21 protein-coding genes are annotated in these 22,763 nt (G+C 70.8%); 9 read left to right on the top strand and 12 right to left on the bottom strand.

Annotation, left to right across the window (positions count from 1 at the left end; translation table 11 throughout):
- Positions 1-31: 31 nt before the first annotated feature.
- The 5 genes from IEZ20_RS12805 to IEZ20_RS12825 all read right to left on the bottom strand — a co-directional run bounded on the left by IEZ20_RS12805 (position 32) and on the right by IEZ20_RS12825 (position 5,321).
- Positions 32-1,300: a sensor histidine kinase gene (locus tag IEZ20_RS12805; RefSeq protein WP_189297705.1), complete on the bottom strand. Its 1,269-nt coding sequence runs from the start codon at positions 1,298-1,300 to the stop codon at positions 32-34.
- A complete protein-coding gene (locus tag IEZ20_RS12810; RefSeq protein ID WP_189297706.1) occupies positions 1,291-1,944 on the bottom strand; it encodes a response regulator transcription factor in 654 nt (217 codons plus the stop codon). Before IEZ20_RS12810 ends, IEZ20_RS12805 begins: the two co-directional genes overlap by 10 nt.
- A gap of 154 nt (positions 1,945-2,098) precedes the next feature.
- Complete coding sequence (locus IEZ20_RS12815; RefSeq protein WP_189297833.1) at positions 2,099-2,845, bottom strand: response regulator transcription factor; 747 nt, start codon at positions 2,843-2,845, stop codon at positions 2,099-2,101.
- A 230-nt stretch (positions 2,846-3,075) separates the two neighbouring features.
- Positions 3,076-4,566 (bottom strand): sensor histidine kinase, encoded by a 1,491-nt coding sequence (locus tag IEZ20_RS12820; RefSeq protein WP_189297708.1) that lies wholly within the window; start codon positions 4,564-4,566, stop codon positions 3,076-3,078.
- A complete protein-coding gene (locus tag IEZ20_RS12825) occupies positions 4,563-5,321 on the bottom strand; it encodes a response regulator transcription factor (RefSeq protein ID WP_189297710.1) in 759 nt (252 codons plus the stop codon). Before IEZ20_RS12825 ends, IEZ20_RS12820 begins: the two co-directional genes overlap by 4 nt.
- 497 nt (positions 5,322-5,818) lie before the next feature.
- Between IEZ20_RS12825 and IEZ20_RS12830 the strand changes: the two genes are divergently transcribed.
- The 4 genes from IEZ20_RS12830 (at position 5,819) to IEZ20_RS12845 (ending at position 11,895) form a co-directional block, all read left to right on the top strand.
- Complete coding sequence (locus tag IEZ20_RS12830; protein WP_189297712.1) at positions 5,819-7,405, top strand: IucA/IucC family protein; 1,587 nt, start codon at positions 5,819-5,821, stop codon at positions 7,403-7,405.
- Between the two features lie 72 nt (positions 7,406-7,477).
- Positions 7,478-9,172 carry an IucA/IucC family protein gene (locus tag IEZ20_RS12835; RefSeq protein WP_189297713.1) on the top strand — a complete coding sequence of 565 codons (1,695 nt, stop codon included), beginning with the start codon at positions 7,478-7,480 and terminating at the stop codon, positions 9,170-9,172.
- Positions 9,169-10,365: a type III PLP-dependent enzyme gene (locus IEZ20_RS12840; RefSeq protein ID WP_189297715.1), complete on the top strand. Its 1,197-nt coding sequence runs from the start codon at positions 9,169-9,171 to the stop codon at positions 10,363-10,365. Before IEZ20_RS12835 ends, IEZ20_RS12840 begins: the two co-directional genes overlap by 4 nt.
- Before the next feature lie 6 nt (positions 10,366-10,371).
- Complete coding sequence (locus tag IEZ20_RS12845; protein ID WP_189297717.1) at positions 10,372-11,895, top strand: MFS transporter; 1,524 nt, start codon at positions 10,372-10,374, stop codon at positions 11,893-11,895.
- 61 nt (positions 11,896-11,956) lie between these two features.
- Here IEZ20_RS12845 and IEZ20_RS12850 read toward each other — a convergent pair whose 3' ends face one another.
- The 5 genes from IEZ20_RS12850 to IEZ20_RS40700 all read right to left on the bottom strand — a co-directional run bounded on the left by IEZ20_RS12850 (position 11,957) and on the right by IEZ20_RS40700 (position 16,353).
- The gene (locus IEZ20_RS12850) at positions 11,957-13,126 is read right to left on the bottom strand and encodes an LLM class flavin-dependent oxidoreductase (RefSeq protein ID WP_189297719.1); all 1,170 of its coding nucleotides are present in this window, start codon (positions 13,124-13,126) and stop codon (positions 11,957-11,959) included.
- Positions 13,127-13,169: 43 nt separating this feature from the next.
- Entirely contained in the window at positions 13,170-14,366 is a 1,197-nt protein-coding gene (locus tag IEZ20_RS12855; protein ID WP_189297721.1) for an SfnB family sulfur acquisition oxidoreductase, read from the bottom strand.
- Positions 14,363-14,920 (bottom strand): NADPH-dependent FMN reductase, encoded by a 558-nt coding sequence (gene ssuE / locus IEZ20_RS12860; protein ID WP_189297723.1) that lies wholly within the window; start codon positions 14,918-14,920, stop codon positions 14,363-14,365. Before ssuE ends, IEZ20_RS12855 begins: the two co-directional genes overlap by 4 nt.
- A gap of 41 nt (positions 14,921-14,961) precedes the next feature.
- Positions 14,962-16,098, bottom strand: a complete 1,137-nt coding sequence (sfnG, locus tag IEZ20_RS12865; protein ID WP_189297725.1) for a dimethylsulfone monooxygenase SfnG — start codon at positions 16,096-16,098, stop codon at positions 14,962-14,964.
- A gap of 174 nt (positions 16,099-16,272) precedes the next feature.
- The gene (locus IEZ20_RS40700) at positions 16,273-16,353 is read right to left on the bottom strand and encodes a putative leader peptide (protein WP_373303926.1); all 81 of its coding nucleotides are present in this window, start codon (positions 16,351-16,353) and stop codon (positions 16,273-16,275) included.
- A gap of 137 nt (positions 16,354-16,490) precedes the next feature.
- Here IEZ20_RS40700 and IEZ20_RS12870 point away from each other — a divergent pair, with 137 nt between their 5' ends.
- Complete coding sequence (locus IEZ20_RS12870; RefSeq protein ID WP_189297728.1) at positions 16,491-17,417, top strand: LysR family transcriptional regulator; 927 nt, start codon at positions 16,491-16,493, stop codon at positions 17,415-17,417.
- Positions 17,418-17,421: 4 nt separating this feature from the next.
- The gene (locus tag IEZ20_RS12875; protein WP_189297730.1) at positions 17,422-18,000 is read left to right on the top strand and encodes a P-loop nucleotide/nucleoside kinase family protein; all 579 of its coding nucleotides are present in this window, start codon (positions 17,422-17,424) and stop codon (positions 17,998-18,000) included.
- A gap of 163 nt (positions 18,001-18,163) precedes the next feature.
- Here the strand turns inward: IEZ20_RS12875 and IEZ20_RS12880 are convergent, their stop codons facing one another.
- The gene (locus IEZ20_RS12880; RefSeq protein ID WP_189297732.1) at positions 18,164-18,334 is read right to left on the bottom strand and encodes a hydrophobic protein; all 171 of its coding nucleotides are present in this window, start codon (positions 18,332-18,334) and stop codon (positions 18,164-18,166) included.
- A 139-nt stretch (positions 18,335-18,473) separates the two neighbouring features.
- On the opposite strand from IEZ20_RS12880, the gene IEZ20_RS12885 reads away from it, so the two are divergent.
- A complete protein-coding gene (locus IEZ20_RS12885) occupies positions 18,474-18,647 on the top strand; it encodes a CsbD family protein (protein WP_189297733.1) in 174 nt (57 codons plus the stop codon).
- Positions 18,648-18,961: 314 nt separating this feature from the next.
- Here IEZ20_RS12885 and IEZ20_RS12890 read toward each other — a convergent pair whose 3' ends face one another.
- Positions 18,962-19,804, bottom strand: a complete 843-nt coding sequence (locus tag IEZ20_RS12890; protein ID WP_189297735.1) for an RNA polymerase sigma factor SigF — start codon at positions 19,802-19,804, stop codon at positions 18,962-18,964.
- Between the two features lie 222 nt (positions 19,805-20,026).
- Between IEZ20_RS12890 and IEZ20_RS12895 the strand changes: the two genes are divergently transcribed.
- Complete coding sequence (locus IEZ20_RS12895) at positions 20,027-20,428, top strand: STAS domain-containing protein (protein ID WP_189297737.1); 402 nt, start codon at positions 20,027-20,029, stop codon at positions 20,426-20,428.
- Positions 20,429-20,434: 6 nt separating this feature from the next.
- Positions 20,435-22,651: a GAF domain-containing SpoIIE family protein phosphatase gene (locus IEZ20_RS12900; protein WP_189297739.1), complete on the top strand. Its 2,217-nt coding sequence runs from the start codon at positions 20,435-20,437 to the stop codon at positions 22,649-22,651.
- Positions 22,652-22,763 lie beyond the last annotated feature (112 nt).

The following is a 22,763-nucleotide window of genomic DNA, read 5'->3' on the forward strand; positions in this document are numbered from 1 at the left end:
GGTTCACGCGGGGAACCTGCACGTAACCTGACTACGCGGTGGAACGGGCGGCCGGGAGCGTCACCTCGACATGACCGCGACCGTCCGCGATGGCGCGGACCTCCGCACCGGCCGAGGCGGCCAGGCGCCGGACCACTGGGAGCCCCAGTCCGTACCCGTCGCCGCCGGTCACACCCGCTTCGAAGACCCGGTCGACCTCCGCGGGATCGAATCCGGGGCCGTCGTCCAGGACATCGACCACGATTGCCTCACCCTTCACGCGCGCGGTGATCGACACTCGCGACCGCGCATGCCGCAGGCCGTTCTCCAGGAGGGGCGACAGCAGCGACACGACGACGTCGGCCGCCACGGCGGCCTCGACCTTCGGGGGAATGGCGACCTCGACCGCGCGGCCGGCGATCGCCTGCCGCGCGGCGGAGCGCAGATCGCACCGGGTACCGGCGTCCGTCCGTGCGCGCGCGGCGCGCAGAATGGTCGTGATCGCCGCATCGAGGCGGTCGACCTCGCCCAGCACCGCTTCCGGCGGCACCGATCCGCCGGACAACTGCGCCAGCTGTGCCTCGGCCCGCAGGACCGTGAGCGGTGTCCGCAGCTCGTGGGCGATCTCGTCGGTGAGCCGGCGCTCGTCCGCCAGCGCGTTGTCGACGCGCTCCAGGAGATGGTCCAGGGTCCGCCCCAGTTCCCCGAACTCGTCGCGGGGGACTCCGAGGTCGAAGCGGCGCCCGGGTTCGTGATGGCCCCATTCGTCGGCGAGGGCGGCCATCTCGTGCACGACCCGCAGCGCGCGGCGCACCACGAGGTGGGCGACACCGCCGGCGAGGAGGATCGCGAGGCCGCCCAGTATCAGCGACAAGGTCAGACTGCGCTGCTCGGACGTCTCGTAGGGCGTGAGGTCCACCCGGACGATCACCATGACGTGGTGGCCGTCGACCGGGACCTTCCGCGCGTACAGGAGGTAGTCGCCGGCCGACACGGTCTGCGATCGCCCCGAGCCCGCCAGCTCCCCGACGCGGTCGACCAGGCTCGGCGGCACGTTCCCGTCGAGCAGGCGGCCGTCGGCATACACCCAGGCGACCTCGTCCAGCGCCTCGCTGCCGTTCTCCGTCACTACGACACGGCCGCCTTTGGCGATGACGTTCGCCGCGACCGCCTCGGCGCGCGTACGTGCCAGATCGTGCGCGTCGGCGTCCGTCACCCGGCTCAGCAGCACGTGTGAGACCACGACCAGGACCGCGACCACGGCGGTGGCGATCAGCACGGTGAGTGCGACGACCCGCTTGCGGAATCCCGTCACTGCCATCGGTAGCCCACGCCGCGGACGGTCGCCAGCCGCTCGGCCACACCCAGCGCACTCAGCTTGGCCCGCAGCCGGCGCACATAGGAGTCGAGGGTGTTGTCGCTGACCTGCGCCCCGTGCGGCCAGCCGGCAGCGACGAGGGCGTGGCGGCGTACCGCGTCGCCCTGCGAGGCGATCAGGCGGCCCAGCAGCCGGAACTCCGTCGGGGTCAGGCTCATGCTCACAGAATCGTGGGTCACCACGTGCTTCGCCGGATCGAGGACGACCTCGCGCGGGGCGGGCGCCACGGTGGCCCGGCGCAGCAGCGCCCGGACGCGGACCAGCAGCTCCGGGATGTCGAAGGGTTTGGTCATGTAGTCGTCGGCGCCGGCCTCGAAGCCGCCCACCTTGTGATGCAGGCCGTCCAGGGCCGTGAGCATCAGCACCGGCGCGTCGACGCCGCGAGCCCGCAGGGCCAGGCAGACGTCTCGGCCGTCGGCGTCCGGGAGGCCGAGATCCAGGACGACCAAGTGGGGCGCCGGTTCGAGCTGCCGCAGCAGGCTGTCGGCCGTGGCGGCGACGGAGACGGTGTGCCCGTCGTGCTCCAGGGCGCGCCTGAGGACGTCGCGGACCGCCGCGTCGTCCTCACACACCATGATGAAAGCCACGCGCCGACCCTAGACACTCCCGTCCCAGTTCTCCATCTCCCTTGGTCAGCCGCCTGACGATCGGGTACAGCCCGCTGCACCGAGATCCGCGATGCGAGCGCCCAAGGCAGCCGCGGCCATCGGTCGACTGCGCGACGACCGCCGGTGCGCCGCCTCAGGTGTATGCACTGTCGCCGGGAACGGTCAGCCGGAAGCCGATGCCGCGGACGGTGGAGATCCAGGCCGGGTCGCCGAGTTTGCGGCGCAGCGCCGATACGTGCACGTCGAGTGTGCGGGTGGGGCCGAAGTAGTCCGGGCCCCATAGCGTGTCGAGGATCTGTTGGCGGGAGTGCACCGCGCCGGGATCGCCGGCCAGTTGGGCCAGGAGATCGAACTCTTTCGGAGTGAGGGTGAGCGGGCGGCTGTCGACGCTGACGCCCCGAGTCCGCCGGTTGACGGTCAGCGGGCCCAGGCGCTGCACGCCGCGCTCCTCGGGGAGTCGGGCATGTGGGGAGCTGTGGGCCGGCACGCCGGTCATGGCAGTGCCGGTATTCAGCGGGGCGAGCCTGTCGGGGTGGGTGCGGCGGGTGACGGCCCGGATCCGCGCCACCAACTCGCGAACACCGAAAGGCTTGGAGAGATAGTCGTCCGCTCCGAGTTCCAAACCGACCACGCGGTCCGTCTCCTCGCTTCGTGCGGTGATCATGATGATGGGGACGGCAGACCGGGCGCGCAGGGCCCGGCAGACGTCGATGCCGTCCATGTCGGGTAGTCCGAGGTCCAGAAGCACGAGGTCGGCGGCGGGGGCCGACAAGGCCGAAGCCCCGGATTTCACGTGGTCGACGGCGAAGCAGTAGCGGCCCAGCCCTTCCAGGACGGGGCCGGCGATCCGGTCGTCGTCCTCGACGAGGAGGAGTCGCATGGTCTCCGGTGTGGGTTCGGCCGGGAGGACCTGCTCGCCCCCCGCGGTACACGAGGGATCGGTGTTGGTCGTCATGGATGTGTCCGTGATCGTTCGTGGTGCCTGCGGGAATGCGGACTTGGGAGCCTGGTGTGAGCCGAACGGCACGACCCTGCGGCGGCGCGAGGCAGCTCGGGCGTGAAGACCCTCCGGCACGGTGTCAGGGGATGGCCGGTCTTCGGCAGCAGCGCTCACTGTTGCCAGTCGGACACGGCAAGCGGGCGCTCGGTGGGCAAGGGCGGTGCCTCGTCCTGTCTTGCGCGTATCACCGACCGCGGCCGTCGCGGATGGGCTGTGCGGTGTGTGCCGGCGGTCCTGAGGCGGACGACGGCATCGAGCCCGCCCCCGGGTGCGGCCTGCAGGGTCACCTCGCCGCGCGAGGCGCGGGCGAGCTGCTTCACGATGGGCAGGCCGAGCCCGGTGCCTTCGTGGTCGGCGTCGTGCGCCCTCCAGAAGCGGTCGAAGGCGCGTCGCCGCTGTTCCTCGCTCATGCCCGGGCCCTGGTCGATCACATGCAGTTCGACGGTTGCGGGTGCACCGTGCGCCCAGGCGGTGGCCAAGGTGATCGTGGTCTGGGGCGGCGCGACCCGCAGCGCGTTGGAGAGCAGGTTGTCGATGATCTGCTCCAGCGCGTCGGGGAGGGCCCACACCTGGCCGATCCTCGGCCCGGCCACGACGATGTCCACGTGGTGCTCACCGGCGAAGGCCGCCCACACGGCCGCGCGGTCGGCGATGACGGAGTCCAGGTCGGTGGCCTCCGGTGTGGTCGCCGTGTTCTCCAGCCGGGCCAGGGCGAGCAGGCCGTGCACCATTCGGCTGAGCCGTTCCACCTCGCCGACCGCCTCGTCGAGGCTGGGTTGTGCCTGTGGGTCGAGGTAGGGCTCGAAGTTCTCCAGTCGCAGCCGCAGCGCGGTCAGCGGCGTCTTCAGCTGGTGGGACGCCTCCGAGGCGAAGGCGTACTGGGCCTTGAGCAGATGCTGCAACCGGGTCGCGGTGCGAACGAAGCTGGCGGCCAGGCGCCGCAGCTCGGGGGGCCCGAGGTCGGTGGCCGGCAGGTCCTTCAGGGTGCCGTCGGCGAGCTGCGTCGTGGCGTGCTCCAGCGCCCGCACCGGGCGGGTGATCCAGCGGGCCAGCGCGAGAGCTATCAGCGCGACGGCCGCCAGCACTCCCAGCCCCACGGCCGCCAGCGCCAGCCAGGCGTCGTGGACCTTGGACGTCACCGCGGTGAGGGGGAAGGACGCTCGTACGACGCAGCGGACGGTGCCGCCCGAGGCGCCCGGCACGGTGACGAGGAAGACGTCTTCGTCCAGGGCCGGATCCTGCCGGGTGGTGGACCTGGACCGGTTGGCCAGAGCGGTTGCGATGTCCGGCTGCGCGGACAGGTCCGTACCGGCAGCCACCACGTTGCGCGAGTCGGCGATCAGCTTTCCCTTGTTGTCCACGACGATGACGTGACTGCCGGTGCGCCGTGCGAAGCTCGTCACCACTTCGGGGACGTCGGAGGCGCCCCGCCGCTCGACCTTCTCCTCCAGCACCTCTGCGAGCATGCCGGCGGCCTGCTGGCCGTTGCCGGTGAAGCGGGACCTCTCCCCGCGCGCGTAGACGTAGCCGAACGGCACTTCCAGACACAACAGCACCAGCAGCGTGAGGCTGAGATAGCTGAGCAGGAGGCGGCGGGTCACCGGTTGTCTCCTCGGACGTACGGGTCGACCTGCGTGGCGGCCGCGGTGTCGGCGGGTCGCGCGAGCCGGAATCCCACGCCGCGGATGTTGTCGATCCAGGCAGGGTCACCCAGTTTGCGGCGCAGTGCGGCAACGTGGACGTCCAGAGTCTTGGTGGGGCCGAAGTAGTTCGGTTCCCACACGGCGTCCAGGATCTGCTGTCGCGTGCGGACGGCGCCGGGATCGTCGGCGAGATAGGCGAGCAGGTCGAACTCCTTGGGCGCGAGGGCGACGGAGGTCCGGTGCAGGTGGACTTGGCGGCCCCGCCGGTCGATGGCCAGCGGGCCGATGTGCTGGGTCCGGCCCGCCGGATCGGGACGGCCGCCTCCCGAAGCGGCAACGGCCGGAACGGGTTCGGCGGCAGCGGTTCCGGCACGCCGGAAGACGGCGCGGATCCGTGCGACCAGTTCCCGGACTCCGAACGGTTTGGACAGGTAGTCGTCGGCTCCCAGCTCCAGACCGAGAACCCGGTCGACCTCATCGCTTCTCGCGCTGATCATGATGATGGGGACCTGGGAGCGCAGTCGGAGCGTCCGGCAGACGTCGATGCCGTCCATGTCGGGCAGTCCCAGATCCAGCAGCACCATCTCCGTTTCCCCCGCGGCGAGTCCGTCGGCACCGGTACGGGCGTGCTCGACGGTGAACCCGAAACGGCTCAAGCCCTCCATCAGCGGACCGGCGACCCGGTCATCATCCTCGATCAGTAAGAGACGCATGCCGACAGAATCACAAGCTCTCGGGCCACGGCGGCGGGAAAGCCGCCGAATGTCGCGTTAATTACTCTCGGCGAACTTGAACAACTGTATTCCTTTACCGTCTCCTGCCCGGCAATCGACCCTACGGACCCTGCTACAGCAGAACGTCAACGTTTGACAGCGCCAGGCAAGCAGACGGTTAAGAACGTACAGCGCGGGCTTCATCGCCTGGCAATCGCCTCCGAGTCGGGCAGCAGCCGGGCACAGCCGCTTCGTTCGCCGGTGCGAGCAACTCCGGACATGCCGCCGATCAGCTGCCGACAACTCCATTTTCCGGCACAGCGGGGCGGGCGGAATACTGGATCGATTCTGATGCCGGCCTTCCTTCTCTCTGGCGATCAGTTAACCAACGATCCCGTAACGTTGTCGGCGGCTGATCGCGGACGGCGTTCGCATGCGCGCTTCCTTTCGCCTCCGCAGCCTCTCCCTTGCTTTCCTACGCGACGGGACGGTGAAACATGCCGCACAGCAGCACGACCGACGAACTGCGCCACGAGCGCCCCGATCTGGTCGAACCCTTCATGGCCGCGCTCCCCGGGGCACGTGCCACGGTGCTCGGCCGGCTCTGGGGCGCGTTCGCCCGCGAACCCCTCCCGGGTATCGCGGACCGCGACCGCGACGCAGGCACGCTGGTCGTCCGCCTCACCGGTGGTGGGCGGCTCACGGGCCCGGCGTCTGCGGCCGAACGATTCGCCCCGGTCCCCGCCGACTTCGCCGTGCAGGGGCCCGATGGTCCGGTCGACGAGCCGGCCCGGCTCCTCGCCGCCCTCGGAGCCCACACGGAGGCCGCGTCGCGTCTGGCCGTCGAGCTCGACAACAGCATCGCCAACCTGGCCCTGGCCCGCGCGGCCAACCACGAGCCGCGCGAGGTACGGGACTCCGCCGACGCCGAACAGGCTGTGGTCGACGGCCACCCCCAGCACCCCTGTTGCCGTACCCGCACCGGACTGTCCGTCGCCGAGGTGCTCGCCTACGCGCCCGAGCACCACCCCGTCATCGAGCTGGCGCTCGTCGCCGTACCGGCCGACCGCTGGCAGGCCACCGGCGACTGGCCGCAGGAACTGCGCGACGGCGACACCGTCCTGATGCCGGTCCACCCCTGGCAGCGCGACCACGTACTCGCACGCCGGCCCGACCTCCCGGTCGTGAACCGTACGATCGCCGCCCGCCCGCTGCTGTCGATGCGGACCATGTCTCCCCTCGACGCCCTGCCCGGCTGCCACATCAAGACGGCACTGGACGTACAGGTCACCAACTACCGGCGCACCATCTCTCCGGCCGAGGTGGCCGACGGAGCCCCCCTGTCCGAGCTGGTCACCGCCGTAGTCGACAAGGCCGGTCACGGCGAGAGCCTGCGCATCCTGCGCGAACTCGCCGGCGGTGCCGTCCGTGTGAACGGCAAGCCGTCGGCGAGCCTGGCGGCGATGATCCGCGAGTCGAGTGAACGGCACCTCGGGCCGGACGAGATCGCCGTCCCGCTCACCGCCGTCCACGCCACCGGCGCCCGCATGGTGAGCGGCGACCCGGTCACCTGGCTGGCGGAGTTCGCCGCACTCGTCCTGCCGCCCGCGCTGACGCTGCTGTCCATGGGGGTGGCGCTGGAGGCCCACGGTCAGAACACGCTCGTCGCCCTGCGCGGCGGACGCCCGGTGCGGGTGCTCTACCGGGACCTGGACGGCGTGCGCATCCACCCGGAGCGGCTCGCCCGCCACGGCTTCTCGCTTCCGCCGCTGTCCGGGACGCGGGCGGGGAACGACGAGAGGGCGCTGCGGACCAAGCTGTTCGGGGGCCTGCTCAGCGGCGTCTTCAGCGAGCTGGTCTCCGTGTTGTCACGAACGCGCGGCGCCGGCCCCGAGCAGCTGTGGGCGGCGGTGGCCGCCGTCGGCCGCCAGGTCTTCGCCGGCCTTCCTGATGCGAGCGGGGACCGGGAGGTGTTCTTCGGCGACACGCTGCCGCTGAAGGCGACCATCGCGATGCGACTGGCCGAAGCCTCCGGTGCCGCCCAGTGGACTCCCGTCCCCAACCCCCTGGCCCGCCACCGCTGACAGCCCGCTTCCGACTGCCGGGCCCGGCCGGCCTCCCCGCACATCTCCTTGCACCGACTGGAGTCCTTCCGCATGACCGTACCCAGCACCACCGGCGCCGTTCTCGCCACCAACGACGGTCCCGCCCGGGTCGCCGACGCCGTCACCGCCCACACCCTGCTCAACTGCCTGATCCGTGAGGTCTCCGCGCCCGAGCGCCAGGTCACCGTCGACCAGGACCACCTGCTGCTGCGGCTGCCCCGCCGCGACGTCCTGCTCCGCGTCCCCCTGCGCCGCATCTCCCTGATCGGCGCGCACCGCTTCGACGGTCCGGTCGAGCGGTACGACGGCGGGGACTGGTCCGCGATCGGGTGGCACGAGCTCGCCGGATACATCCAGGAGGAGCTGGAACTGCGTACCGGCGTGTCCAACGACGAGTTCCTGGCCCAGGTCTCCGACAGCCGTGACACCATCCACACCATCCTGGAGCGGCGCGCCACGGCGGCTCTGCCGCAGGACCCGTACCTGGAGTCCGAGCAGTCCCTGGTCTTCGGGCACCGCTTCCACCCCTCGCCCAAGTCGCGCACCGGCGACCCCGAGGACTGGCTGGACTACGGTCCGGAGACCGGCACCCGCTTCCCGCTGCGCTACCTCGCCGTCCACCGGAGTCTGGTGCGCGAGGAAGGTGACCTGAGCGGGCTCGACGCCCTTCATCCGTCCGGGCGTAGGGACTACGTCACCCTGCCGGTGCACCCCTGGCAGTACCGGATGCTCGGCGACCATCCGGCGCTGCGCGAGGCCTTGGCCGCCGGCTCGATCGTCGATACGGGCGTCGTGGGCCCGGCCTTCGTCCCCACCGCTTCGGTGCGGACCTTGTACCAGCCGGACGCCGACACGTTCCTGAAGTTCAGCCTGAACGTCCGGCTGACCAACTGTGTCCGCAAGAACGCCGCGTACGAGCTGGCGGGTGCCGTGGCCCTCAACCGGCTCCTGGGCCCCGTCTTCGGCGACATCGGCCACGCCCATGACGGAAGCTCGCTGCTCGCCGAGCCGGGCTACCGCACCCTCGCCCTCGGCGACGACCTCTGCCTTGTGGAGGGCTTCGGCGTCATCGTCCGCACCGGCCTGCGCGAACACCTGCGTCCGGGCGTGACCCCGCTGCTGGCCGCCGCGATCGCCGACGAGCACCCCACCAGCCCGGCTCACGTCTCCCGCCTCCTGGCCCTCGGTGACGGTGACGCGCTCACCTGGTGGGACGCCTACCTCGGCTTGCTGCTGCCCCCCGTCCTGACCGCCTACTTCGAGCACGGCATCGTCCTCGAACCCCATCTGCAGAACGTCGTCGTCGGTGTGAGCGGCGACGGCATCCCCGCCCAGGTGATCTTCCGCGACCTGGAGGGAACCAAGCTCGTCCCCGAACACCACCGTCCGTTCCTCGCCGGCCTGCCCGAGGACGTGCGCACTCCGATGACGCACGATGCCGAGCGCGGCTGGAACCGGGTGGCCTACTGCCTCCTGGTCAACCACACAGCCGAAGTCCTCGCCGCCCTCGCCGATACCGACCCCGCCCTGGAACCCGCTCTGTGGGGCCTGGTCCGCGACCACCTCGACGCCTACTCCCGCGGTGCGGGCGAGCCGCCCCGGCTGCGCGCCCTGCTCTCGGGCGTACCACTGCCCGCCAAGGCCAATCTGCTGCTGCGCTGGTCGCGGCAGGCCGACCGGCACGCCGGCTACGTCCCGTTGCCCAGCCCGCTGGGCGAGGGCTTCCCCCGCGAGGTGACCCGGTGAGGCAGCGACTTTTCCCGTACGTCACCGAGCTGGCCGCGGAAGAACTCCCCGCCTACGTCTACGACCTGCGGGACCTGCGCGAGCACGCGGCCGCCGTCCGTGCCGCCCTGCCCGAACGCGTCCGGCTCTTCTATGCCGCCAAGGCCAACTCCGACCCCCAGCTCCTGGACGTTCTGCGCGACCACGTCGACGGCTTCGAGGTCGCTTCCGGCGGCGAACTCCACCACATCCGGACCACCTGCCCCGGCACGCCGATCGCCTTCGGCGGCCCCGGCAAGACGCCGGCCGAACTCGAACAGGCACTGTGCGCCGGAGTGGACCGCCTGCACGTCGAGAGCGAACAAGAGCTCCACCAGCTCACCGGCATGCTCGGTGAACGCGCCGTGGACGTCCTGCTCCGGGTCAACCTCCCGATCGCCCTCGGCCCGGTGGCCCTCGCCATGGGCGGCCGGCCCAGCCCCTTCGGCCTCGACCCGAGTCACCTGGACCGCTGCTTCGCCCTCGCCTCCGGCGACCCCCGCATCCGGCTGCGCGGCATCCACGTCCACCTCGCCAGCGGGCTGGATGCCGCCACCCACCTCGACCTCGCCCGCCAGGTCCTGACCTGGGCGAGGGGATGGGCGGACCGGCACGGCACGGAGCTGAGCGAGGTCAACCTCGGCGGTGGCATGGAGGTCGACTACACCCGTCCCGACCGGCGCTTCGACTGGGCGGCCTTCGGCGCCGGCCTGCGCCGCCTGCTGGAGGGCCACCCGGACCTGACCCTGCGCATCGAACCGGGCCGTTCGGTCACCGCGTACTGCGGCTGGTACGTCACCGAGGTCCTCGACATCAAACGCAGCCACGGTCACGCCTTCGCCGTGCTGCGCGGCGGCACCCACCACCTGCGCACACCGGCCGCCAAACAGCACGACCAGCCGTTCACCGTCATCCCCGACGACACCTGGGACCGGCCCTGGGAACGCCCCCGGGCCGAGGACGAACCCGTCACACTGGTCGGTCAGCTGTGCACGCCCAAGGACGTCCTGGCCGACGGCGTGCGGACAGAGCGGCTGCGCGTCGGCGACAGGATCGCCTTCGCCCTGGCTGGGGCGTACGCCTGGAACATCTCCCACCACGAGTTCCTGATGCACCCCGCGCCGCGGTTCCACCACCTCGACCACGTCTCCGTACCCGTCGGCTCCCACCCGTAGAAGGTCATGAGCAAGCACCGCCGTGTCCGCAGCAGCGACAGGACGCAGGCCCTCCCCGCCAGACGTGCCGCCCTCGACGTGAGCGGCCGGCACCGCAGGGCCCGCAGGGGCGGAAAGCGACGGGCTCCGAGCGAGGCACTCGCCACGCTCGGGGCCCGCGACTTCCGCCGCTACCTGATCGGGCAGCTCGTCTCCAACGTCGGTACCTGGATGCAGCGTGGCGCCCAGGATCTGCTGGTCCTCCAGCTCACCGGCAACAGCGGCAGCGCCGTCGGCATACTCACCGCCCTGCAGTTCCTGCCACAGACACTGTTCGGTCTCTCCGGGGGCGTCTTCGCCGACCGCTTCGCCAAGCGCCGCCTGCTGATCGTCACCCAGTCCGCCATGGGAGTGCAGTCGCTGGTCCTGGGCGTCCTGACGGTCACCGGTGCGGTGAACCTGTGGGCCGTGTACCTGCTGGCCTTCCTGCTGGGCACCGCCACGGCGCTGGACAGCCCGGCCCGCAACGCCTTCGTGTCCGAGCTCGTCGGCAAGGAACGCCTGGCCAACGCCGTCAGCCTGAACTCCGCGCAGTTCAACGTCGCCCGCGCGATCGGGCCGGCGGTGGCGGGCCTGACGGTCGCGGCCGCGGGCACCGGACCCGTCTTCCTGGCCAACGCGGCCTCGTACCTCGCCGTCCTCTACGGACTGATCGCCGTTCGCGCCGACGAACTCCACGCGCCCCAGGAGAAGAACCGCGGGAACGCCCGTCTGTCGGACGCCTTCCGAGCCATCCGCGCCAGTCCCGACCTCCTGCTGCCGATCACGGTCATCGCCTTCGTCGGCACCTTCGGCTTCAACTTCCAGGTCACCATCTCGCTGATCGCCATCACCGTCTTCCACGCGGGTTCCGCCGCTTTCGGATACCTGTCCGCCGCCTACGCCATCGGCAGCCTCGTCGGTGCGCTCAGGGGAGCCGGCAAGCGAAAACCTCCCACCGCCCGCCGCCTGGTCACCGCCACGGTCGTCTTCGGAGCCTTGGAGGCGCTGTCCGGACTCGTGCCCGGCTACGCCACCTTCCTGCTCGTCCTCGTGCCCACCGGGTTCGCCTCCGTGACCGTGATGACCACGGCCAACGCCATGACTCAGCTGAACGCCGACCCGGGCATGCGCGGTCGCATCGTCTCCGTCTACCTTCTCGTCCTGCTCGGAGGCACTCCGGTCGGCGCCCCTCTGGTCGGCCTGGTCTCCGACACCCTCGGCGCCCGCTTCAGCCTCATCCTCGGCGGCGCGATCTCCGCCGTGGCCGCCATCGGCCTGTCGTCCGTGATCACCGCCCGCTCCCCCACCACCCGAGAGGGAACTCCGCTGACCGCGGTCACGTCACCGCCCCCCATATCCCTCGACGGCCGCGGGGAGCCGCCGGCCGTGCCGTGGAGGCGTTCGCGAAGCGTGGCGCCGGCGGACGGGGCCGCGATCCTGCCGCGGCTGCCCGGTTCCGGGACGACGAGGTCGGCGAAGTCGGCGAAGGAGCCAGGGGTGGTGACGTAGGTGAGGTCGAAGCCGTCGCACCTCGGCGCCTCCGTGGGAGCGGGGCCGGTGGCGTCGGCGATCACACGGGGCGTCGCGCGCTCCCGGCACCGGCGAACGGGACCTGGGCGGCGGGGGCCACCTGCTGCCCGTACGGGTGCCGCCACAGACCCTGCGCCTGAAGCTTCGGCAGCACGCCCTCGCCCAACCAGTACGCCTCCTCCAGATGCGGATACCCGGAGAAGATGAACTCCTCGATCCCCAACGCGGCGTACTCCTTGATCCGCTCGGCGACCTCGGTGTGGCTGCCGACCAGGGCGGTCCCCGCCCCGCCCCGCACCAGACCGATGCCCGCCCACAGGTTGGGATGGATCTCCAGCCCGTCCCGGCTCCCACCCCCGTGCAGGGCCAGCATGCGCTGCTGTCCCTCCGACTCGCTGCGGGCAAGCCCGGCCTGAACCTGCCGCACGGTCTCCGCGTCGAAGCCCGCCAGCAGCCGCTCCGCCTCGGCCCAGGCCTGCTCGGAGGTGTCGCGGGTGATGACATGCAACCGGATTCCGAAGCGGACGCTGCGGCCCTCCTCGGCGGCCAGCGCCCTGACCCAGGCGATCTTCTCCGCGACGGCTGCGGGCGGCTCACCCCAGGTGAGGTAGACGTCCGCATGCCTGGCGGCAACTTCTCCGGCGATCGGCGAGGAGCCCCCGAAGTACACCTCGGGCACCGGGTCGGGCACCCGGGCGAGCCTGGCGTCCTCGACCCGGAGGTGCTCGCCGGCGAGGTCGACGGTCTTGCCCTCCCACAACCCCCGGACGATTTCCAGGAATTCGCCGGTACGGCGGTACCGCGCGTCCTTGTCGAGGAAGTCCCCGTAGGCCCGCTGCTCGTGGCTTTCGCCGCCGGTCACGACGTTGAGCAGGAGCCGTCCGCCGGTCTGCCGCTGGAAGGTGGAGGCCATCTGCGCCGCGAGCGTCGGCGAGACGAAGCCGGGGCGGAAGGCGACGAGGAACTTCAGGTGCTCGGTGTTCTGGCTGACCATGGCGGTAGTCAGCCACGCGTCCTCGCACCACGCGCCGGTCGGGGTGAGTGCCCCGGTGAAGCCGAGGTCCTCGGCGGCTCGGGCGATCTGGCTCAGGTAGGCGACCGTCGGCGGCCGGTCGCGCCCGGACTCCGTGGCGGGAGTGCCGTGGCCGCCGCCGACGACGTGGCGGCTGTCGCCGTTGGTGGGCAGGAACCAGTGGAAGGTGAGGGACACGTGGGGGCTCCGATCGGTGTTCGTCAGCGTTCGTCAGCGTTCGTCAGAGGAGGCCGTGCCGGGGCGGCTTGGTGCCGTTGAGCACGTAACGGCCGATGTGCTGGACCTTCCAGCGGGCCGGGTCGTGCAGGGTGTGGGTGCGCGCGTCGCGCCAATGGCGGTGCAGGCCCAGGGAGTCGAGGGCCGAGCGGGTGCCGGAGACCTCGAAGAGGGCGCTGGCGACCTCCACGGCGGCCTCGGCCGCCGCCACTTTCGCGGTGGCCACCGCGATCGAGGCCGCGGCGGCCGAGTCGTCGGTCAGGTCGGCGCGGGCGTCGTCGACCGCGCGGGCGGCCTCGCGGAGCAACGCCTCGGCAGCCCGTTCCCTGATCGCCAGTTCGCCGAACCGCTGGATCAACAGCGGATCCTCCGCGGCGGTCGCGTGCCCCTCGGCGGCGCTCTCGAACCAGGGGCGGCTCTTCGTACGGACGAACTCCACCGCCTCGGCCAGCGCCCCGGAGGCGATGCCGGCGTCGATGGCCGCGTGCAGCAACTGAGCCACCGCACCGTAGAGTTGGGGGCCTTGGAAGGTGAGGTGGTGCGGCACGACCCGGTCGGCGGGCACCGGCACCGACTCCAGGCGGACGGTTCCGCTGGCGGTGGTGCGCTGTCCCATGCCGTCCCAGTCGTCCACGACCGTGACGCCGGGCGCGTCGCGCGGGACGTACGCCACGTGCAGGGTGTCGTCCTCGGTGCGGGCGAGGACGGGGATCCAGTGGGCGAACAGCGCGCCGGTGGAGTAGTGCTTGACGCCGTCGAGGACGTACGACCCGTCCGGGAGCCGGGCGAGGCGGGTGCGGATGTCCTGGACGTGCTGGGTGCCCGCCTCGGACTGGGCGTTGCCGAACCGCTTGCCGGCCAGTACCTCGCCGAAGAAGAACTCCTGCTGCTCGCCGGTCCCCTGCCGGCGCAGCACGTTGACGTACACGAAGTGGCTCTGCGGGATCTGGGCCAGGCTGGCATCGGCGGCGGCCAGCAGCCGGAAGATCTCGGCGAGCGTGTCCGCACGGACGTCCGCGCCGCCGAACCGGGCGGGCACGGTCACGGCGAGCAGCCCGGAGGCGGACAGCCGCTCCAGCTCCCCGTGCGGGAGCCTGCGCCGCGCGTCCCGCTCGGCGGCGCCCTTGCGGAAGTCCGCGGCCAGCTCCGCGGCCACGGCAAGGGCCTCGGCGTCGTCCGCGATGACGTGCGCAGCGCTCATCCGGCGGCCGCCAGCAGTGTCGTCCGCTCGCCCAGCGCGGCCGAGAACTGGTCCGTGACCTGCGCCAGAGCCTCGGCCGATCCCGGCGCGACGGTCAGCGTGCCGTCCTCGCCCACCGTGATGTCCCTGTCGAGCGTGAACCAGCCCGGCGTGATGTGCGCAGGGCCCATGGAGGCCAGCACCGGGCGCAGGGCGTAGTCGATGGCCAGGACGTGGGCGGTGGTGCCGCCGGTGGCCAGCGGGAGGACCGTCTTGCCCGCCAGGGCGTACTGCGGGAGCAGGTCGAGCAGGGACTTCAGCAGTCCGGAGTAGGCGGCCTTGTAGACGGGGGTACCGACCACCACCCCGTCCGCCTGCTCGAACAGGGCGGCGGCCCGGACGATCGCCGGGTGAGCGAAGTCGGCCCCGAGCAGCGCCTCGGCAGGCAGGGTACGAACGTCCAGCGCGATCACCTCGTGCCCCTGCGCGATGAGCCGTTCGTCCAGGTGGCGCAGCAGCCGAGCGGTGCGGGAGGTGGCGGAGGGGCTTCCGGAGACGGACAGGACAGTGGCCATGGGAGGACCTTTCGGTTCGTCGTTTCGTGTGCGGGCCGCGGTCAGGCGTGGGCGGCGGCGGGCTCGGACGCGGCTTCCTGTGCCTCCAGTTCGCGCACCAGGGGCAGCACCCGCTTGCCGAAGTACTCGACCTCCTCCAGGTAGTGCAGGAAGCCGAGGAGGAAGAGGTCGACGCCGAGCCGCTTGTAGGCGACGATCCGTTCGGCGATCTGCTCGGGGGTGCCGATCAGGCCGGTGCGGAAGCCGTCGTTGTACTGGACGAGGTCCTCGAACGTCGAGTCCTGCCACATGCCCTTGCCGTCGCCGGTGGACGGGCCGGCCTGCTGGACGGCGTCGCGGAAGCCGTGCACGGCCTGGGTGTCGGCCTTGGCGACGATCTCACGGAGCGTCTCGCGGGCTTCGGCCTCGGTGTCGCGGGCGATGAGGAACCCGTTGAGGCCGAACTTCGGTGCGGTGCGGCCCGCTTGGGCGGCTGAGGCACGGACGTCATCGATCTGCTCCGTGACCCCGTCGAAGTCCTTGCCGTTGGAGAAGTACCAGTCGGAGACGCGGCCCGCCATGGCGCGCGCGGCGGTGGAGTTGCCGCCCTGGAAGATCTCCGGGTGCGGACGCTCGGGGGTGTTCAGCGGCTTGGGCTTGAGGGAGAAGCCGCGCAACCGGTAGAAGTCGCCGGCGAGTTCGGCGTGGTCCTCGGTCCAGATCTTCCGCAGGGCGCGGATGAACTCCTCGGAGCGCCGGTAGCGTTCGTCGTGCTCCAGCCAGGGCTCGCCCAGCGCGGTGAACTCGCCCTTGAACCAGCCGCTGACGACATTGACGGCGAAGCGGCCGTTCGACAGGTGGTCGGCGGTGGCGCCGAGTTTGGCGAGGACGCCCGGGTGCCACAGGCCGGGGTGGACGGCGGCGATGACCTTCAGCCGCTGGGTGGCGAGCAGCAGGGCGAGGCTGAAGCTGGTGGACTCGTGCTGGTACTCGGCGCCGTAGCTGGCCATGTAACGGACCTGGCTGAGCGCGTAGTCGAAGCCGTTGTTCTCGGCGAGGACGGCGAGTTCGCGGTTGTAGTCGTAGCCCCAGTCGGTGCGCTGCTCGACGGTGCTGGTGACCAGACCGCCACTGACGTTCGGCACCCAGTAGGCGAAGCGGACGGGAGCGGATCCGGGGTGTGCGGAGGACGCGGGCATGGGAGCTCCTGGCGAAAAATGCTGCGCGGGCAGGACGAATGGGCTCCGCGGAATTCAGGCACGCTGGAGCGGGGTCTCCGGGAAAGCCGTCGTCACGACGGAAACGAGCCGGGACCGGAATCCAGGGAAGGAAGTCGCGGAGGGAGCGGGTGGGAGGGTTTCCCTCGGGGGCGCTCAGGCCCGACAGCGACAGAAGGCGCTGGAAACACGCGCAAGGTCGACGTGGAGTCGCCGCGTGAGGTCCTGTCGCTTCATGCCACCGATCGAACCAGGAGGGAGTCCGGCCGGTCAAGAATTCCCGGATGTGATTCCACATGGTGAGAGTCGGTATTCACGAGGTTGTGACAGGGATTCCCTTGAACCCGGTCCCGGGAGGGCGCAGTCTCCTGTCCGTGCGTATCGAACAGCTCGAATACATCGCCGCCGTCACACGGCTCGGTTCGCTGCGGCGCGCCGCCGAGGAGCTGCACCTGTCCCAGCCGGCGCTCAGCGAGACCGTACGCAATCTGGAGCGCGAGCTCGGCGTGGACCTGCTGGAGCGCAAGCGGTCCGGGGCGAAGATCAGCGACGAGGGACGCGAGCTGCTGCCGCACATCATGAGCGTGCTCGAAGCGGTCGACCGGCTGCGCGGCGCGGCCGGCGACCAGCACCGCATCAGCCGCATGGTCCGGCTCGGCACGGTGAACACGGCTACCGTGCCGCTGGTCATCCCGACCGTGCGCGAGTTCCGGGCCTCGCACCCGGTCACCCAGGTGGAGTTGGTCGGCGCGCAGCAGGCCGACATCCATCGCGGCCTGCTGGAGGGCGCCTTCGACCTGGGGCTGGTGAACTACCTCCGGGGCGACGACATTCCGCCCGGCTTCGAGACGACGGAGTTGCTGTGCGGCCGGCCGGTGGTGTGCGTGCGTCCGGACAGTCCGCTGGCGGCCCTGGATGCGGTGGACGTGGACAGTCTTCTGGCCGAGCCGCTGGTCGTGATGCGGTCCGGCTATGTGATGCACCGTTTCGTGCACCGGCTGCTCCGCGGCCGGACTCCGTCCTTCTCGTACTCCACCGACGGCGCGGAGATGGGCAAGCTGATGGTGGCCGAGGGGCTGGGGGCCACGGTGCTGCCGGACTTCAGCGTCGTCGGCGACCCGCTGGAGCGGCGGGGCGCGATCTCTGTGCGGCCACTCGCGGGGGATGCGACCGACGTACTGCTGGTACTGCAGCGCCGCCACTCCGGCTCCGTTCCGCGGGCGGTCCGCGATCTGCACGAGCTCTTCGTGCGCAACGCCCAGGGGCACGGTGCTTCTCCCCGACGGCTGACGGAGGGATGATCCTGTGCTCATCGTCATGGGCGGCCTGCCCGGCACCGGCAAGACCACGCTCGCCCGCCTCCTGGCGGCCCGGATCGGTGCGGTGCATCTGCGGGTCGACACGATCGAGCAGGCGATCGTCCGTTCCGGGGCGGCCCAGCGCCCGCTTGGTCCCGTGGGCTACACCGTCGGATATGCCCTGGCCGAGGAACATCTGCGGCAGGGGCTGACCGTGATCGCGGAATCGGTCAATCCGCTGAGTGTGACCCGTGACGCCTGGCGGGACACGGCCGTGGCGGCGGGCGTGCGTGTCGTCGAGGTGGAAGTGGTGTGCTCGGATACGGCGGAGCACCGGCGCCGCGTGACCTCGCGCTCGGCCGACATTCCCGATCTGCCGCTGCCCGACTGGCAGCAGGTCGTCGACCGGGAGTACGAGCCGTGGGACCGCGAGCGCGTCGTCGTCGACACCGCCGGACAGAGCCCGCAACAGTCACTGGCTCTGCTCTTCCGGGGCGCCCGCACCGCCTGGACCGGCTTCGCGCCGCCCACCCCCGCCGTCCGGCATCCGCCGGAGGGCGAGGGAGCGCCGGCGGAAGCCCGTTGACGGAACCCGGTTCCCGCCGTAGCACAAGGGCCTGCTCCGACGGAGGCCGACCAATGTCAGGGCCGCCGCTGCTCCCGCGGCACAGCCGTACACGCTCACCGACGGCGCCCGCGGGGCCCATACCGTCCCGGTATGGGCCCCGCGGGCGCCGTTGCGGCTCAGTTCACCATCGGTACCAGCGACCGCGCCCACCACCGGCACTGGTGGAGCGCGCGACGAAACCGAGCAGCCACACGACCAGGACGGCGAGGGCCACCCACCAAAGGATCTTGACGGCGAAACCAGCACCGAACAGGACGACCGCGAGAAGCAGGACCAGAAGCAGGGGAACCATAGTTATCGACCTCCTGCCCGCCCGCCTTCCCTGCCTTTTCTTCAATATTCGACATCGAGGCCTTGTTTATGAAGGGAAAGCAGGGGCACCAGCCGGTTACCGCGACCGCGGTCCTGAAGCTACGAGGAGGCGTTGTTCTGTGACTGCCAACGAGAAGGCGAAGGCGAAGACCGAGCAGGCCAAGGGCAAGACCAAGGAGGCCCTGGGAAGCGCCATCGGCAACGATCGCATGGCCGCCGAGGGGCAGGCAGAGAAGAGTTCCGGCGACGCCCGCGAAGCCAAGGAAAAGGCCAAGGACGCGTTCAAGCACTGACCTTCGTCGATGGAAAGGGCCCCCTTGCAAGGGGGCCCTTTCCGGTTTCATGAGGACGCGCATTAGGGCAAGGTCAGGCAGAGGCTGGGGGCTCAAGGAGGATCCGGGCGGTAACTCGTTCTCTCGGGACGGCTCCAGCCATCACCGTGACTTCACGGTGATCATGGCGTGCGGCGAGATCGATTTCGACAGCGCTCCACAACTGCTGGATGCCCGGTGGCCGATGACGCTGCCGCTCAAACGGTGACGCACACCGGACGCGGCTGATGCCCGCCACAACGGTGGCGGGCATCCGAACGGCACCTCGGAAGGGGTCAGCTGGTCGTGAGCATGCCCTCGCGCAGTCGGGCCAGGCACCGGGACAGCAGGCGGGAGACGTGCATCTGCGACACTCCGAGTTGTTCGCCGATCTGAGCCTGGGTGAGTTCTTCGACGAAGCGCATGTGGATGAGCTTCCGGTCACGCTCGTCGAGTTCGGCGATCAACGGGGCGAGGGCGTGGAAGTCCTCCACGAGCTCCAGCGCCGCGTCCTCGGTACCGATGAAGTCCTGCAGGGCGCTTTCGCCGTCCTCGCTGCCGTTGATCGCGGCGTCCAGGGACGAGGAGTTGTAGCCGTTCGACGCGAGACGGGCCTCGCGGACCTCGTCCTCGGGCAGGCTCATCAGCTCCGACAGCTCCTTGACCGTCGGATCACGGTCGAGACGGCTGCGCAGTTCCTCGGTCGCCTTGGCAAGCTGGACGCGGGCCTCCTGGAGACGCCGGGGCACGTGCACGGCCCAGGTCGTGTCGCGGAAGAACCGCTTGATCTCGCCCACGATGTACGGCACCGCGAAGGAGGTGAACTCCACCTCGCGGGAGATCTCGAACCGGTCGATCGCCTTGATCAGGCCGATCATGCCGACCTGGACGATGTCCTCCATCTCCTCCGGGCCCCGGCTGCGGAACCGACCGGCCGCGTAGCGGACCAAGGACATGTTCATCTCGATCAGCGTGTTCCGGGCGTACTGGTAGTCGGCCGTACCCTCCTCCGTCACCGCCAACCGGTCGAAGAACAACTTCGACAGCTCGCGCGCGTCCTTGGGTGCCACCTGGGACGGATCTGCGACCTCCGGCAACTCGATCGTCCGAGTCTGCATCGCCAGCGCGCTGCGTGCCATGCTGCTTCCCCTCCCACGGTTGATCTCACCACTGCTGCCCGCCAAAACGACCGACGACGCCGCGCGTACCCCGTCACCCCGGAGTCATGCTCATTCCTTGGTGTACCGGTGGACCGATGCGCCGACGAGGCGGTTGCCGCCGGTAAGGGCCCAGGGAGCTCGTCCGGTGGCTCCTATGATCGTTCATCGGGTTGTCCGGTGAGGGGATGGAGGCTGCAGAGGGTGTTCTCGGTGCAGGTCGGACCGATGGCGCGGGCGTGCGTGTTCACTCTGCGCGGCGAGCTCGACCATGAGAGTGCCGTCCAGCTGCGGGAGGCCGCCGATCAGGTACTGAGCGAGGCGCCCCCGCCCGCGCTGGTGGTGGTCGACTGCACCGGGCTCACCTTCTGCGACTCCTCCGGGATCAGCTTCCTCATCCGGATCCACCAGCGGCTTTCCGCGCAGGGCGGCGTGCTGCGACTGGCCGCCGTGCCATCCTCCGTCGCGCGTGTGTTCGCCCTGACAGGGCTGGATCAGGCGATCGGGGTACACGACACCCTGCACCATGCCGTGAGCGCCGGCTGCACGGTTCGAGAGCCTGCCGGCGAGGACCGTCCCTCGCTGCGTTCGGCGAATGGAAGGTAGCGGGCGATGACGCACGTTTCGGAACAGCAGCCCGCGCCTGGTCTTTCCCGGGACGTCGACGAGCCTTGCCCGGGGGACGACGAACGCGATCTACGGGTCCTGTTCGGCCAGTCCACGGCCGTGTTCGCCTCGCTGGCCGGTCCGGCGCACATGGTGGAAGCGGCCAACCCGGCCTTCACCGCGATCGGCGGCGCAACGCGTGCGCGCACCGGAGTGCCGCTGGGGCAGCTGATGCCGGAACTCGCCGGCCAAGGTTTCCTCGCCCTGCTGGACCGGGTGTACCGGACCGGTGAGCGGCACGTCGGCCGTAGCGCCCGTGTCGTCCTGGGTACCGGCCCGGATGCGCGGGAGGCGTTCTTCGACTTCACCTACGAGCCCCGGCTGGACGCGGGCGGCAACGTCATCGGCGTACGCGTCATCGGCGTGGAGACCACCCAGCTCATGCACGCCCAGCGGCTCGCGGCCGAGCACCGCGTGCTGCTGGAGCAGATCGCCAGGCAGGCTCCGCTGGAGCAGGTGCTGGAGGGAATGGCCCGCGCCATCGAGGACCTCGCACCCGAGGAGGTGCTCGTCTCCGTGCTGCTCGCCGACGCCGACGGCAGGCACCTGCGCCACGGTGCCGCGCCCAGCCTCCCCGACTTCTACAACCAGGCCATCGACGGCATCGCCACCGGCGAGGGAGTCGGCTCCTGCGGCACCGCCGCCCACCGCCGCGCGCCGGTCATCGTCACCGACATCTCCACCGACCCGTTCTGGGACGACTTCCGCGATCTCGCGGACCGGGCAGGGCTGGCGGCCTGCTGGTCCACTCCGATCCTGGCCCGCGACGGCTCGCTGCTGGGCACTTTCGCCATGTACCACCGCACCCCGCGTGCGCCTCAGGAAGCCGATCTGGCTCTGGCCAGGGTGTTTGCGGAGACCGCGGCTCTGGCCGTCGAACGCCACCAGGCCGAGGAGGCGCGGCGGGCCGCCGAGGCGAAGGAGAAGGCCGCCCGGGCCGACCTCGCCTTCCTGCTGGAAGCCAGCACACTCCTGACCGCCGACCTGGATCACACCCAGACCCTCCAACGGCTGGCCGCCCTGTGTGCGCCCAGGCTGGCACCGCTGTGCGCGGTCGACGTCGTCGAGGCCGGCCGGGTGCGCCGCGTCGCCACCGCCGCGCCCACTGCGGACGAGGACCGACTGCTCGCCTCCCACATCCCGGTCTACGACGCCGGCGACGACGCGGTCGCCCGCGTCCTGGCCTCCGGCCTGAGCGAGGTCGCCCGCCGTACCCCCACCGGCCCCGGCCCCTGGCACGACCTCGAGGTCACCGGCTACCTGTGCGTCCCGCTGCTCGATCGCGGCCGCACCTTCGGCGCCCTCACCCTGCTCACCACCGGCGAGAACAGCTTCGACGGGCACACCGTCGCCCTCGCCGAGGAACTCGCCCGCCGCGCCGCCTCAGCCGCCCTCAACGCCCGCCAGTACACCCAACGCGTCGCTCTCGCCCGCGATCTCCAGGCCGGTCTCCTTCTGCCCGAGGTACCCGCCCTGCGCGACGCCCAGATAGCGACCTACTACCACCCCGCGGGCGAGGGACTGGAGATCGGCGGCGATTTCTACGACGTCTTTCCACTCGGCGACGGCAACTGGGCGTTCATGCTCGGGGACGTCTGCGGGCGCGGCGCCACCGCCGCCACCACGACCGCCCTCGTCCGGCACACCGCCCGGGCCGTCGCCCCCCTGCTCCCCGGCCCCGAGGCCGTCGTCCAGGCGATCAACAAAGCCCTGCTCGACCGCCCCCACAGCCACGGCACCGGCTTCGTCACTCTCGTCTACGGCCATCTCACGCCGGTCCCCCAAAGCGGCCTCGACATCACCCTCGTTCGCGCCGGCCACACCTTCCCCCTCCACATCACCAGCACCCACGCCCCGCACCCCGTCCCGTGCGAGGGCCCGCTGCTCGGCATCACCCCGCACCTCCCACTCGTCCCCCACCGTCTGCGCCTTCGCCCCACCGAGAGCCTGCTGCTCTACACGGACGGGCTCACCGAAGCCCGGAATGATCACGGTGAGCAGTTCGGCGAAGACCGCCTGACTCAGGCTCTTGTCGCTCAGCACCACACCAGCCCCGAAACGGTCATCGATGCCGTCACCCGGGCGGTGCGCGCGTTCTCGGGCTCGGCGGGTGGAGACGACGATCAAGCGGCTCTGGTCCTGACCGCCACACCGGCCGGCTGAGGAGGGAAAACACTCTGGCTGATCGACATGGCGCGGGGTGTGCTGATGGCCGGCTTCGGCTGCCGGCCGCAGGAGGCCTGGGGCATTCTGGCCACACGCGGCCGGACCGGGA

Origin of the sequence: Streptomyces cinerochromogenes (assembly GCF_014648635.1) — a bacterium.
Classification (GTDB): Bacteria; Actinomycetota; Actinomycetes; order Streptomycetales; family Streptomycetaceae; genus Streptomyces; species Streptomyces cinerochromogenes.

Excerpts from the sequence above, each read along its gene's own strand:
- IEZ20_RS12805 (WP_189297705.1), bottom strand. The coding sequence starts at position 1,300 with ATGGCAGTGACGGGATTCCGCAAGCGGGTCGTCGCACTCACCGTGCTG.
- IEZ20_RS12815 (WP_189297833.1), bottom strand. The coding sequence starts at position 2,845 with ATGCGACTCCTCCTCGTCGAGGACGACGACCGGATCGCCGGCCCCGTC.
- IEZ20_RS12825 (WP_189297710.1), bottom strand. The coding sequence starts at position 5,321 with ATGCGTCTCTTACTGATCGAGGATGATGACCGGGTCGCCGGTCCGCTG.
- IEZ20_RS12830 (WP_189297712.1), top strand. The coding sequence starts at position 5,819 with ATGCCGCACAGCAGCACGACCGACGAACTGCGCCACGAGCGCCCCGAT.
- IEZ20_RS12835 (WP_189297713.1), top strand. The coding sequence starts at position 7,478 with ATGACCGTACCCAGCACCACCGGCGCCGTTCTCGCCACCAACGACGGT.
- IEZ20_RS12845 (WP_189297717.1), top strand. The coding sequence starts at position 10,372 with ATGAGCAAGCACCGCCGTGTCCGCAGCAGCGACAGGACGCAGGCCCTC.
- IEZ20_RS12855 (WP_189297721.1), bottom strand. The coding sequence starts at position 14,366 with ATGAGCGCTGCGCACGTCATCGCGGACGACGCCGAGGCCCTTGCCGTG.
- ssuE (WP_189297723.1), bottom strand. The coding sequence starts at position 14,920 with ATGGCCACTGTCCTGTCCGTCTCCGGAAGCCCCTCCGCCACCTCCCGC.
- sfnG (WP_189297725.1), bottom strand. The coding sequence starts at position 16,098 with ATGCCCGCGTCCTCCGCACACCCCGGATCCGCTCCCGTCCGCTTCGCC.
- IEZ20_RS40700 (WP_373303926.1), bottom strand. The coding sequence starts at position 16,353 with ATGAAGCGACAGGACCTCACGCGGCGACTCCACGTCGACCTTGCGCGT.
- IEZ20_RS12880 (WP_189297732.1), bottom strand. The coding sequence starts at position 18,334 with ATGGTTCCCCTGCTTCTGGTCCTGCTTCTCGCGGTCGTCCTGTTCGGT.
- IEZ20_RS12890 (WP_189297735.1), bottom strand. The coding sequence starts at position 19,804 with ATGGCACGCAGCGCGCTGGCGATGCAGACTCGGACGATCGAGTTGCCG.
- IEZ20_RS12900 (WP_189297739.1), top strand. The coding sequence starts at position 20,435 with ATGACGCACGTTTCGGAACAGCAGCCCGCGCCTGGTCTTTCCCGGGAC.